This is a genomic window from Microbacterium sp. GW821-FHT01D02 (assembly GCF_059422585.1).
In genome coordinates this window covers 1762133-1773219 of record NZ_JBWKXB010000001.1, presented here as the reverse complement: position 1 = coordinate 1773219, position 11087 = coordinate 1762133, and the positions used below count along the sequence as shown (strand labels likewise).

General features: G+C 66.9%; 10 protein-coding genes. 1 reads left to right on the top strand and 9 read right to left on the bottom strand.

Annotated features, from left to right (window positions below; translation table 11 throughout):
- Positions 1-319 precede the first annotated feature (319 nt).
- The 7 genes from AC07VM_RS08755 to AC07VM_RS08725 form a co-directional block, all read right to left on the bottom strand.
- Complete coding sequence (locus AC07VM_RS08755; protein WP_267416871.1) at positions 320-895, bottom strand: hypothetical protein; 576 nt, start codon at positions 893-895, stop codon at positions 320-322.
- A gap of 253 nt (positions 896-1148) precedes the next feature.
- Positions 1149-2219 carry an ADP-ribosylglycohydrolase family protein gene (locus AC07VM_RS08750; protein WP_267416870.1) on the bottom strand — a complete coding sequence of 357 codons (1071 nt, stop codon included), beginning with the start codon at positions 2217-2219 and terminating at the stop codon, positions 1149-1151.
- Entirely contained in the window at positions 2212-3210 is a 999-nt protein-coding gene (locus AC07VM_RS08745; protein ID WP_494910733.1) for a carbohydrate kinase family protein, read from the bottom strand. The genes AC07VM_RS08750 and AC07VM_RS08745 overlap by 8 nt, the downstream gene beginning before the upstream one ends.
- Positions 3207-4175 carry an ABC transporter permease gene (locus tag AC07VM_RS08740; RefSeq protein ID WP_267416868.1) on the bottom strand — a complete coding sequence of 323 codons (969 nt, stop codon included), beginning with the start codon at positions 4173-4175 and terminating at the stop codon, positions 3207-3209. Before AC07VM_RS08740 ends, AC07VM_RS08745 begins: the two co-directional genes overlap by 4 nt.
- Positions 4172-5137, bottom strand: a complete 966-nt coding sequence (locus AC07VM_RS08735; RefSeq protein ID WP_494910732.1) for an ABC transporter permease — start codon at positions 5135-5137, stop codon at positions 4172-4174. The genes AC07VM_RS08740 and AC07VM_RS08735 overlap by 4 nt, the downstream gene beginning before the upstream one ends.
- The gene (locus tag AC07VM_RS08730; RefSeq protein WP_494910731.1) at positions 5130-6665 is read right to left on the bottom strand and encodes a sugar ABC transporter ATP-binding protein; all 1536 of its coding nucleotides are present in this window, start codon (positions 6663-6665) and stop codon (positions 5130-5132) included. Before AC07VM_RS08730 ends, AC07VM_RS08735 begins: the two co-directional genes overlap by 8 nt.
- Positions 6649-7692: an autoinducer 2 ABC transporter substrate-binding protein gene (locus AC07VM_RS08725; RefSeq protein ID WP_494910730.1), complete on the bottom strand. Its 1044-nt coding sequence runs from the start codon at positions 7690-7692 to the stop codon at positions 6649-6651. The genes AC07VM_RS08730 and AC07VM_RS08725 overlap by 17 nt, the downstream gene beginning before the upstream one ends.
- Positions 7693-7851: 159 nt before the next feature.
- Here AC07VM_RS08725 and AC07VM_RS08720 point away from each other — a divergent pair, with 159 nt between their 5' ends.
- Positions 7852-8556: a GntR family transcriptional regulator gene (locus AC07VM_RS08720; RefSeq protein WP_494910729.1), complete on the top strand. Its 705-nt coding sequence runs from the start codon at positions 7852-7854 to the stop codon at positions 8554-8556.
- Positions 8557-8746: 190 nt separating this feature from the next.
- Here the strand turns inward: AC07VM_RS08720 and AC07VM_RS08715 are convergent, their stop codons facing one another.
- Positions 8747-9700: a NaeI family type II restriction endonuclease gene (locus AC07VM_RS08715; protein WP_494910728.1), complete on the bottom strand. Its 954-nt coding sequence runs from the start codon at positions 9698-9700 to the stop codon at positions 8747-8749.
- A 1-nt stretch (position 9701) separates the two neighbouring features.
- The gene (locus AC07VM_RS08710) at positions 9702-10982 is read right to left on the bottom strand and encodes a DNA cytosine methyltransferase (RefSeq protein WP_494910727.1); all 1281 of its coding nucleotides are present in this window, start codon (positions 10980-10982) and stop codon (positions 9702-9704) included.
- Positions 10983-11087 lie beyond the last annotated feature (105 nt).

The following is an 11087-nucleotide window of genomic DNA, read 5'->3' as shown; positions in this document are numbered from 1 at the left end:
TGTTGAGTTCTCAAGGATCGGATGCTCCCACGACCCAGCCATCACAGCCAGGCCCGAAGGGCAACTTCTCTATCTTACCGATCTCGTTTCCGTTGTCAAGTCCGAATTTCTTCGGCCTGACCGTGGGAACGGATCAGCACCTTCATCCTGTTCACTCAGTGAGTGTCTGGGATTCGGGAGGTGTTTGCTGCTTGACGGGAGCCGGTCCGAGGACCTCCGCTCAACCGTTTGGGGCGAACAAGTAATAAGTTACGCGGATCCCGGGGATCGGGCAAATCAGGGCTGACCGCCGGGCGTGTCGCACCTTGGGTACCCGATTTCAGCGCTGGGTGATCACCACGTTGGTGCCGGTGTCATGGCCGAAGCTCCACTCGATGGCGAAGTCGCCCCACCCGTCGGACTGTCGGCCGTCGACCGCCCGCGTGTCGGCGATGCTCTCCGTCACCCGCTCGGGCACGTCGAGCTCCTCATACACACAGTCCAAGACGAGTGCGGTCACGCCACGGCGATCAACCTCGAGCGAGCTGGTCTGCAGGGTCAGGGTCTTGCCGTCGTCGGCGATGGTGACAGCACCCTCGAACAGCTCGTCGAGCGTCGGCCCTCCTTCGGCGCCTTCCACATCTCCGTAGTCCACCTCGCTGACGCTCAGGGGCTTCGTTCCCCCGCACGCATCCGCCGCCCTCTCCAGCGGCGAAGTCTGCAGCGCCGCGATCGCAGCCCACGCGCCGAGGCCCACCGCGATGACCCCCGCTGCGATAGCGACACCCAGCCCGATGCGGCGCCTCGATGCGCTGGGGAGGGGCGGCAACGTCTCTTCCAGCGCTGTACCTGCCGCCGCAGCCTCGCCGGTCGCACGTGCTTCAGCTCGATTCTCGCGTTCGTCCGATCCGGCCATGCGTCCCCCTACAGATATCGACGGACGGCTTCACGAATCGCCACTGCGTGGGAGGAGATCCCGGCGAGGAGACGTATCCCCACCGTGACGCCGTTCGTCACTGAACATTCATTCATCCAGACGATAGCGGATGCCGGTCCGGGAGGGACCAGGCGCATTGCACGTCGGCTCACCCAGATGCGGGACGGCATATCCATCCCCACAGGCGCGTGGGCCCGAGGCGAATCACGCCTCGGGCCCACGCACGCTTCCGTCAGCGAACGGTCTCGTACAGCCGCTTCGCGACGTCGGCGATGTCGATCGGGTTCGCCTCCAGCACCTGCGCGTACTTGTCGCGCGGCACCGCAGCGAAGCCCGAGAACGCCCCGGCGATCGATCCGGCCATGCACGCGACCGTGTCGGTGTCGTCGCCGCCGTTCGCGGCAGCCTGCACCGTGAGCCAGGGGTCGCCCGCAGCGGCGACGAAGAACCCGAGCGCGGCGGGAACCGCTTCCGCCGCCGGCAGGCCGGTGCCGATCTCGGCAGCGATGCGCGTGACGAGACGGTCCTGGTCGCGCTCCACGATGGCGATCTCGGCAGCACGCTTGGCTCGCTCGTAGACACTGGGGGCAGGGACCTCGCGTCCGAGCTCGCGCCCGAGCCGCTCGCCTTCCAGCGCCGCCCAGAGGAAGGCATCCACGACGTCGGTCACCGTCGCGTCGTCGACGAGGGCGGCGGCGACCGCACCCGCCACGGCCGCAGCACCGGCGACGCCGACGGAGGTGAAGTGGCTCGGGCGGGCCGTGATCAGCGCGGCCTGCACCGCTCCGTTCACGTCACCCGGGTGGGCGAGCCCCGCCGCACCGGCGCGCATCGCGGCGCCGTTGCTCGCGCCCGTCGTCGCCTCGTCGCCGGCCGCGCCGATCGTCTCGGGGTCTGCCCCTTCCTTGAGCGCGGCGACGGCGCGACGGGTCGTGGGCCCGGCGAAGTGCGGGAAGTAGTCGGTGTTCGTCGACCACTCGAGGATCATGTCCGCCACGTCGCGCGAGGTGATGGCGGTGCCGGTGCGGATGAACACCTCGGCGAGCATGAGCAGCTGGCTGCTGTCGTCCGTGATCTGCGCGGCGTGACGCCCCTTGGAGTAGGGGGAGTCGGGCAGCGGCTTGTGGAACTCGGTCACCGGGCCGTCGAACAGCGCACGGATCTGCGAGATGCTCCGTGTCTCGGTCGGTGCGCCGAGGGCGTCGCCGATCACCGCCGTCGCGAGCGATCCGAGGATCTTGTCCTCGAGGCGCGTGAACCTCGTCGGGTCGGTCTGCGGGGTCGTGGCGGTCGGTTCAGTCATGGATCTCTCCTCTTTCTTGTGAGTCATGGGCATGCGGCCAGCCGGGTAACCCGCCGGAGCGGGAGCCGAGGTGCCGGATGGTGCGGGCCGCGTGTGCGGCCGCGGCAGTGAGCGCGTGGTCGACCCCGCGCCCGGCGAGCAGTGCGGCGACCACGGTGCCGGCGAAGGCATCGCCCGCTCCGGTGGTGTCGACGACGCGGGGGACGTCGACGCTCGGCTGGGACCACACTTCGACAGCGCCTGCCCCGTCCGATGCGCCGAGCATCGATCCCCCGGCTCCCCGCGTGAGCACGACGACGCGGTGCGCGGTGTCGTGCAACAGGGCGGCGAGCGCCGCCTCGTCATCCGTGGTCGCGGTGAGCGTCTGCGCGGCGCCGGTGTTCACGATGGCGAGATCCGCCAGGGCGATGAGGGCTCGGGCCCGGTCGGGATCCTCGGCGACGAAGCTGCCTTCCACGTCGACACTGGTTCCGGCCCCTGCGGCGCGCGCACGGCGGATGAGCTCGTCCGACCCCGAGACGTCGGCGAGCACGTGCAGCCACCGGGTGGCCGACAGCACATCCGATCCGACGCGGGAGGCATCCGGCAGCGAGGCGGGCGTGCGTCCTCCGAGGAGACTCTTCTCCCCGTCGGCCGCGACCGCGACCGCGCACCACCAGGTGAGCTCGTCGGGCATCACCTCGACGTGGTCGGTGGCGATGCCGGCGCTGGCAAGGGCGCGGATGCATCCGATGCCGAAGGGGTCGTCGCCGACGCGGGAGAACAGCGAGACCCGCAGCAGGGGTTCGGCGAGCCCGGCGGCGACGGCGAAGTTCGCGCCCATTCCTCCGGGGTGGATGCCGAGGCTCTGTCCGATGGACTTCGCGTCGCGGCCGGGGAGGGCGTCGACGTCGACCATGAGGTCGATGCCGGTGTCTCCGACGACGAGCAGGTCGATCGGCCGATCGCCGCGCGCCGGTGTCGAGGGGACGAGGATGCTGAGCTCGCTCATGTGCGCTGCCTCCGTACTCGCAGGGTGTCGATCAGGACGCTGACGATGAGAACCGCGCCGAGCAGTCCGATCTGCCAGGTGTTGCTCACGCCTGCCAGCTGCAGTCCCGAGTTCAGGATCACGACCAGCACGAGGCCCAGCAGCGTGCCCGACACACGACCGATGCCGCCGGTGATGACGATGCCGCCGAGGACCGCGATGGTGATCGACTGCAGCTCCATGCCTGCGCCCGCTGCGGCCTTGGCGTTCAGCAACCACGAGGCATTGACGACAGCGGCGAGGCCGGCGAGCGCTCCGGAGGTGATGTAGAGACCCGCTCGCGTCGCCCGCACGTTCACTCCCGTGAGCAGAGCGGCCTGCGCGTTGTTCCCGGTCTCGTAGATCCGGCGACCCGTGGGGGTCCGGGACAGGATGATCGCCGCGATCACGTAGGCGGGCAGGAGCACCAGGATGACCTGCGTCGGGAATCCGGCGATCTTGCTCTGCCCGAGGAACGCGAAGCCGGAGCGGTCGAAGCCGTTGATGTCGATGCCGTTCGTGAGCACCAGCGCCGCGGAGGCGAACAGGTAGAGGGTGGCGATCGTCGCGATCAGCGGCGGGATGCGCAGCAGAGTGATGAGCGCCGCGTTGACGCCGCCCAGCACCGCTCCGGCGGCGATCGCGCCGAGGGCGGCGACCCAGGGGTCGAGCCCGACGTTCACCGCCAGCAGTCCGAAGACCACACCCGACAGGCTCATGGTCGAGCCGACCGAGAGATCGATGCCGCCGCCTCCGCCGAGGATCACGATGCTCTGTCCCAGGGCGAGCAGCCCGAGCACGGCGCCGTACTGCGTCATGGAGAGCAGGTTGTCGGGGCGTAGGAAGTACGGCGACAGCAGACTCATCACGACGACGGCGATCACGATGAGCAGCGCCAGCGAGACGCGGCGGTCACTCCACGGAACGGACCTCATCACGCGGTTCATGCGAGACCTCTCAGGAGGGGACGGTTGGCCTTGCGGGCCGCGAGGACGTCGATGGCCACGGCGAGGATGATCGTGGTGCCGACCATGAGTCCGTTCCAGAGCGGCGGGACGCCGGCGAGGACGATCCCGTTCTGCAGGACGACGATGAAGACCAGTCCCCCGAGCGTGCGGAGGACGGATCCTTCGCCGCCGAGGATCGAGGTGCCGCCGACGACGACCGCGGCGATCGCGAGGAGCGTCAGCTCGTTGCCGCTCGAGGCCTGCACCACGCCGACGCGGCCGACGTAGATCAGGCCCGCGAGTCCGACGAGCACGCCGATGGTGAGGTAGCTCAGGAACGTGAGTCTGCGGACCCGGATGCCGGCGAGGCGGGCGGCCTCGGGGTTGGAGCCGGTCGCATACAGTTCACGGCCGGAGGGGCGCTTGTGCATGAACCAGGCGAGGAACGCGTAGACGACGATCACGAGGCCGACGACCATCGGGACGCCCAGCACGCGCTCGCCCGAGAAGATCGGTGCGACGGGGCTGGCGAACAGGTCGTTGCTGTTCCAGAGCGCGAAGAGCGCGGTCTGGAAGATGGCCGCCGTGCCGAGAGTCGCGATGATCGGCGGCACCTTGCCGAAGGTGACGAGGCTGCCGTTGATCGCGCCGAGGATCGCCCCCACGACGAGGGCCGCGAAGACCACCACGAAGGCGGGGAGGCCGGCGCCGCTCAGCTTCGCGACGGTCCAGGCGACGATGCCGACGGCGAAGCCGGTCGAGACGTCGATGCCTCCCAGGATCACGACGAGCGTCACGCCGGCGGCGACGAGGGCGAGGTCGGCAGAGTTGTAGGCGATGTTCGCGAGGTTCTCCGGCGTGAAGAAGCGCGGAGACAGCAGCGAGAAGACGATGAACTCGACGACGAGGAGCACCGGGAGCAGCGCGAGCTGGACGCGCCGGAGGGTTCGGGAGTCAGCCACCTGCGCTCACCCCCGCTCCGACGGCGGCGCGGAGCACGGCATCCTCTGTCGCCTGCTCGCGGGTGAACGAGGCGGTCATGTGCCCCTCTCTCAGGACGTGGACGTGGTCGGACAGGGCGATCAGCTCGGGGAGCTCGCTGCTGATGACGAGCACGGCCACTCCGGTCGCAGCGAGCTCGCGGATGTCCCGGTGGATCTCGGCCTTGGTGGCGACGTCGATGCCGCGGGTGGGTTCGTCGAGGATGAGCAGCTTCGGCTCGGTGGCGACGGCGCGCGCGAGGAGCGTCTTCTGCTGGTTGCCGCCGGACAGGGTGAGGATGCCGGCGCGGCTGGTCGCGGTCTTGATCGAGAACTTCGAGATCCAGGAGGAGACGAACCCCTGCTCCTTGGCGACGCGGATGACGCCGGTGGTGGTGATCTTCTCGTGCGTGGACGCCGTGAGGTTCTCGGTGACGCTCATGAACGGGAAGACGCCCTGGGTCTTCCGGTCTTCCGGCACGTAGGCGACGCCGTGGTTCAGCGCATCGCGGGTGCTCCGCGGGGTGAAGGGTCGCCCACCGAGGGTCATCGCTCCGGAGGTGACGCCGGTCGCGCCGAAGATCGTGAGGGCGACCTCGCTGCGGCCGGCGCCGACGAGTCCGTACAGACCCGTGATGCGGCCGGGGAACACCTCGAAGGAGATGTCCTCGAACTGCCCGTCGACCGTCAGCGCATCGACGGTCAGCGTGGGGGCGGTGCCCTCGGGAAGGGGCGGGCGCTCCTCGGCGGCGAGCGGGGCCAGGGCCGCACCCGAGCGTCCGCCCATCATCCTCAGGAGGGGCTCCTGGGCGGGATCGTCGGTCTCGCCGACGTACCGGCCGTCGCGGAGCACGATGAACCGGTCGCCCAGGCGCTCGAGCTCGTCGAAGCGGTGGGTGATCGAGACGACGGATGTGCCCGCGGCGATCAGGGTGTCGACGATGTCGAACAGGCGCTCCGACTCCGCACGGGTGAGGATCGAGGTCGGCTCGTCGAGGATGAGGATGCGTGCGTCGACCCGGACCGCCCGCGCGATGAGCACCTGCTGCTGCTCGCCGAGCGACAGCTCCCCCATCTTCCGGTCGAGGAGCTTCTCGGGGAGGTTGAGCCGACGGAGCAGCGCGGTGGCCTCGCGGCGCATCGCTCTGGCGTCGACCGAGCCGAGCCGGGTGCGGGGCAGGTTGCCCATGAAGAGGTTCTCGATCACCGAGAGGTGGGCGAAGAACGCGGGCTCCTGGTAGACGGTCGAGACGCCGAGGGTGAGGGCGGCGTGCGGGTCCGCGGGGGCGTAGGTCTCGCCGTCGAGGGTCATGGTCCCCTCGTCGGGGCTGTACACCCCGGCGAGGAGCTTCATGAGCGTGGACTTGCCGGCGCCGTTCTCGCCCATGATGGCGAGGCGTTCCGCGCGGCGGACCTCGAGGGAGACTTCTTCCAGCGCGACGACCGCGCCGAACCTCTTCGAGAGGCCGCTGACCGCGAGGAGCGGGGACGGGTCAGAAGTCGAAGTCATCGACATTCTCCTTGGTGAACACGGTGGGCTGGCCGAGCAGCAGGGTCTGGGTGGCTTCGTCGTAGCGAACCGGCTCGTCGAGTCCAGGGACGTCGTTCTCGGCGGCGAACTCCTTGCCGTCGATGACCTGCGTGAGTGCCCAGACGGTCAGGTACCCGAGGTCTTCGACGTTCCAGAGGACGCTGGACTTCATGACGCCGGACTTGATGAAGGGCGCGACGGTCTTGGGGCTGCCGAAACCGGTCACGGCCACGTCGCCCGCCTTGCCCGCGTTCTGCACGGCCTGGGCGACACCCGGGACCGCGGTGGAGGGGACGGCGATGATGCCGGCGAGGTCGGGGTAAGCGGTGAGCAGGTCCTGGGCCTCGCGCAGCGCTTCTGCGCTGTCGGCGGTGTGGCGGATGCCGCCGACGAGCTCCATGTCGGGGTATTCGGATTCCTGGCGATCGACGGCCGCCTGCGACCAGGAGTTGAAGGTCGCGACATCCGCGGCTCCCGAGACGATCGCGTACTGGCCCTTGCCGCCGGCCTGATCGGCGATCTGGTCCATGGCCGTCTGGCCGAGTTCCTCGTCGCTCGCCTGCGAGACGAAGACGCTGCGCTTGCTGTTCGGCGCATCGGCGTCGGAGGTGATCACGGCGAGGCCGGCGGAGGATGCGGCGGAGATCGAGCCGTCCATCGAGGTGGGGTCGAGGGGAGAGATCGCGATGCCGTCGTAGCCCTGGGCGACCAGTCCGTCCACGATGCGCTTCTGTTCGGCGGAGTCGGCCTTGGCGGGGCCGGACTGCGTGTACGAGACGCCGAACTCCTCCGCGGCCTTCTCGGCGCCGGCCTTGAAGCCGGAGAAGTAGGGGATGCCCTCGACCTGCGACACGAAGGCGATGCGGGTGTCGCCGTCGCCGCTTCCCGACGTCGATCCGGGCGAGGTGGAGGAGTCCGGGGCCGTGCAGGCGGCGAGAAGGCCGAGAGTGGCGAGCAGAGCGGCGGCCGTCGCAGCGGTGCGGCGGGAGTGGGTGCGTCGTTGCATGATCTCTTCTCTTCATTGATCGAGGGGTTCGGGTCGCTTGTATCGTGTGGATCGATTCGAGCGTGACACGACGATACCAAGTTGTGGGTACAACTTCAATAGGTGTAGGTACATTTGAAAGTATGTGTAGGTACATCTTCCGTGTGGCACAGTGACAGGGTGACGAAGCCGGCCTATCAACAGATCGCCGACCAGCTGCGGCAGGAGATCGCGGACGGCCGGTGGAAGTCCGGCGAACGCCTCCCCGGCGAGCTGGAGCTGGGTGAGCTCTTCGGTGTCAGCCGCAACACGATCCGCCAGGCGCTCAACGTGCTCACGCAGGTGAACCTGCTGCGGCGCCAGCGCGGCTCGGGCACCTACGTGAGCGAGCAGGGCATGACCCACACGCTCGGCGACCTTCGCAGCTTCACCGACGTGATGCGCGACCTCGGCCTGCGGCCCGGCATCCGCGACATCGTGATCGAGCCCGACCCGTCGCCGCCCCTCAACGCCACCGACTTCCTGCCCGGAGCGCACCTCTGGCGCATCTCGCGCGTGCGCATGAACGACGACCGCCCGTTCTGCCTCATGGTGTCGTGGGTGCCGGACGAGATCGGCGCGCGGCTCAAGGCCTCAGAGCTGGAGCGGACCCAGTCGCTGTATGCGCTGTTCGCGGAGCTCGGCATCTACCTGAAAGAGGCGAGCGAGAAGATCCGCGCCGAGGCGGCGACACCGGAGCAGGCATCGGCACTGGGAGTCGCGGAGGGGTTTCCGCTGCTGACGATCAACCGATGGACGAGCGATACCTCCGGGCGGCCGGTGGAGTACGTGTCGAGCTCATCGCCGGGTGACCGGTATGAGTACTTCGTGAAGCTGACGCAGTAGAGGACGGGGCGGGAGTAGCGGTTGTTCTGGACGAAGCTCGGAGGCGGCGCGGAGCGAACTAGATGCTACACGGGGCGACTCCTTGACCGACGAACGCCAGATACAGGACTCTTACGAGAGTCATCCACACGCGCTCGTTACGAGTCGCGAGGAGACACAACGGATGTTGCATAAGTTGAGGCCTGGTTGGCTACTTGAATGCTACGTCCGGCGCTCGAACAACCTCATCTTTGTCTGAAGCGACTCGCCACAACTCCGCATCGAGCCTCGCCGCCGACCACTCGTGCTCCGTTGCGGGAACCACTCTCACGCTCACGATCTCACCCGGCTCAGGCACAACCACACCAAGGTTTCTCGCCAGTTCACGATGCCTGGCGTAGTCACCCCCGAGGACAACTAACCCTTCGGGGCGTAGAAGCGTCCGGGCGCCCCCGTTCGCGCGCACCCGTTTCATGAAGTCATCCTGCTGCGCCACGGTCGCGACAACATTCCGACCAATCCGTTGACCAGTGACTCTGCGCAAGAGCTCATTCACACGCTGCTGCCCCGATCGCGGCGCGAAGATCGCCTGCAAGTCATCCTCGCTGCACCGAAGCAACACATTTGGCGGGAGCTCTCCAGGACGCTCAAGCCATCGCACAGCGTCTCGGCCAAGAGGGTTAAGCTGCACCTTCGCATCACGATTTGACGTGGTTCGGCAGTGAGCTTGCGTAGCTCGAACTACTCCGAACGCAAATTCACTTGCAGCATCATCGACAAATCCGACCAGGAGAAGATGCCCAATCGCTTCGGGCGGGATCATCCAGCCATACATGCGCTGAGAGAACTTACAGTCCACGTCTATACCCGCAACCCGGTAATCGAGCTTAACGCCCTCGTCGATCACATCATCGAACTCTCGACGCAGATTGATTTCGAACAACGTACCGAAATGAGTGCGTTCCGTCTTATGGAGCTGCTGCCACGAGTACCGTCCGGTGCGCTGGCCATCGTATAGCTGATCCAACGTCTTGCGCATCAGCTGCCCGACACGGGACCCTTCTGGATCGGCCTCTTGGAACGCCTTGAAAACACCGATCAGTTCGCCGTCGGTTTCATCATCGAGCGGGTCGACGTGCCAGCCTTCGAAAGCTTCCAAGGTCATGTCAGCTCACCCGGTTAGTGTGCTTTGCGACAACCTGATGTCGCCAGTGATCGGCCTGCCCGGTGAATCCTCTGAACTCACCAAGTCGATAGCGCTCCGTACCTTCGTCGTCGACGACGACGTCGAGATCAAAGTCTCGCTGGAGGGCTGAAAGACGCTGTTGCACAGCTGCAACGCTGCCCAGGTTGTACTCGGCAACAAGTTCCTCGAGGCTTAGGCCTTTTCCACTGCGCGCAAGCGCGCGATACACGGGGTCATGCAAATCCGTCTGCTCCGCCAGATCGGTGCGCGCTTCTCCTTCGTGTAGTAACGCAGCTCGAATACTCTCGCCAACCGCCTTCGCCACGGGTGGCGGGAAAGCATTGCCAATCTGCCGATACTGTGAGGTCTTACGTCCGGCGAACTTGTACTGATCCTCCTCGGACCACCCTTGAATCCGTGCTGCCATCTCAACCGTTAGGCGAGGCATAACTTGGCTGGCCGGGAGAGCGTCCTCTCCTGGCGGCGCGTCAGCGACGCCTTTCCCATCGACGCCAAGCTTGGCCCAGCCGAGCTTGGCGCGAGTAGGACCGAGATCCGCACCGCCGTGCTTCTTACTTCCTCCCACCAGGGTCGGTCCGATGTCGTCTGCCATCTTGCGCCACGCGTCAGCATGCTTCCACCCATTTGCGGCCATAAGCGAATACAGCGCATCACCGACCGTCGTTCGAGCCCGGTCCTCAGGCGCGGGCCAACGGAAGAAGCGCATGTCCTCGGCTCTCATCGCCACGAGCACGAAGCGCGGCCTCAGCTGCGGAACGCCGAAGTCAGATGCGTGCAGCAGCTTCCACTCCCCGACAAAGCCGAAGTCATCAAGACGGTCGAGGATGCGCTGTCTGTACGCAGCGAAGCGAGGCGCCGAGAGGCCCCGGACATTCTCCAACATGATGGCTCTAGGGCGCATGACGGGGATCTGCTCAATTGCCCACGCGAAGAGGTCGCGCTCGTCGGAGGTGCCAAGCTGTTTCCCAGCCGCCGAAAACGGGGGACAGGGCACTCCACCGGCGAGGAGGGTCACATCGACGAAGTCTTCGGGCCGCCACACCGCCCGGTCAGCGACGTCTCCGACGACCACAGGAACGCGAAGGTTCTGGCTGAGCGTCAAGGCCGCCGTCGCATCGAGCTCGACCGCGACTGCGTGCTCGAACCCTGCCTTGTGCAGCCCCAACGACTGACCTCCTGCACCCGCACAGATCTCTGCAACGGTGAAATCGATCGTGGGGTGTTGGTTATTGCGCGGCACGTGCCCATCGTACGTTCGACCGGGGACATCGGCTCGGTCCAACACCTCTTGTGACCTAATGACGAGCCCAGTGTCCGTGATGGTAAGTATCGAAACCCAAGTCTC

Bases quoted from the DNA above. Each gene is read 5' to 3' on its own strand.
- AC07VM_RS08750 (WP_267416870.1), bottom strand. From the start codon at position 2,219: ATGACTGAACCGACCGCCACGACCCCGCAGACCGACCCGACGAGGTTC.
- AC07VM_RS08740 (WP_267416868.1), bottom strand. From the start codon at position 4,175: ATGAACCGCGTGATGAGGTCCGTTCCGTGGAGTGACCGCCGCGTCTCG.
- AC07VM_RS08745 (WP_494910733.1), bottom strand. From the start codon at position 3,210: ATGAGCGAGCTCAGCATCCTCGTCCCCTCGACACCGGCGCGCGGCGAT.
- AC07VM_RS08755 (WP_267416871.1), bottom strand. From the start codon at position 895: ATGGCCGGATCGGACGAACGCGAGAATCGAGCTGAAGCACGTGCGACC.
- AC07VM_RS08730 (WP_494910731.1), bottom strand. From the start codon at position 6,665: ATGACTTCGACTTCTGACCCGTCCCCGCTCCTCGCGGTCAGCGGCCTC.
- AC07VM_RS08725 (WP_494910730.1), bottom strand. From the start codon at position 7,692: ATGCAACGACGCACCCACTCCCGCCGCACCGCTGCGACGGCCGCCGCT.
- AC07VM_RS08715 (WP_494910728.1), bottom strand. From the start codon at position 9,700: ATGACCTTGGAAGCTTTCGAAGGCTGGCACGTCGACCCGCTCGATGAT.